Genomic DNA, 824 nt, shown 5'->3' with positions numbered 1-824 from the left:
AGCCGAGAAGAAGGCTCTTGATGTTCATTTTCTGACCTCCAGTCAGAATCCGGAGGCCGCGACGGCAGCGAACTATCAAGGCTTTGATTACAAAAGATAAATTGCTATCAGACTGCGCCACAGCATTCGACGAAATTCCGGATATTGAGAGAAATCGTGGCGAACGCGCGCCGCAGCTGGCCGTCGAAAATCGGATCGCCACCGTCGAATCGCGGATGCACATGCCTCGATCCAGTAGGTTTCGGTAGGGAATTTGGCGCTGGCGGAGAGGAAGGGATTCGAACCCTCGAGAGGCTTTTGGCCTCTACTCCCTTAGCAGGGGAGCGCCTTCGACCACTCGGCCACCTCTCCGGCGCACCGCTCCGATAGAGAAAACGGACGCTACAATCAATAAGCCCGGCATTATAATGTCAAAAATAACCCGCCCGGCCCCTCCAGGTCGCCGGAAGGGCGGGCGGCCTCGTTTGGCAAGGCGTGGCCGATTCTAGGCCTGGAATCGCGCAAAAGCGGCTTACAGCCGCTCTTTCGACGACGCATTCCGCGTCGCCGGCGCCGCGGTCGGTTAAGGGACATTAACAAGTCCTTTCCGACTGGCACTAAATCGTGTCATTTGTGCCACAGCGATGCGGGATAGCGTGCCGCGGCCTTCGCCGTCGGCATGATCGTGGTTGAACCCCGCCCCCTCGTGAGTATTGTCGGATTCGAGGAAGGGGCGTGATTGCGCATCTTTTTCGACATTGGGGATGGGGCAGGGAAAGCCAGACCCGCTTTTTAACTTTTGACTGGAGGTCAGAAAATGAACATCAAGAGCCTTCTTCTCGGCT

1 protein-coding gene and 1 tRNA gene are annotated in these 824 nt (G+C 56.8%); both read right to left on the bottom strand.

What is annotated here, in order from left to right:
• Positions 1-260: 260 nt before the first annotated feature.
• Positions 261-351, bottom strand: a tRNA-Ser gene (locus MAXJ12_RS34180).
• A gap of 211 nt (positions 352-562) precedes the next feature.
• The coding region (locus MAXJ12_RS38020; protein ID WP_157999705.1) for a hypothetical protein at positions 563-824 on the bottom strand (262 nt) is incomplete at its 5' end.

The organism is Mesorhizobium alhagi CCNWXJ12-2, assembly GCF_000236565.1.
GTDB lineage: Bacteria > Pseudomonadota > Alphaproteobacteria > Rhizobiales > Rhizobiaceae > Allomesorhizobium > Allomesorhizobium alhagi.
Note: the sequence above shows the minus strand (reverse complement) of the source record. Positions and strands in the feature narration are given on the sequence as shown.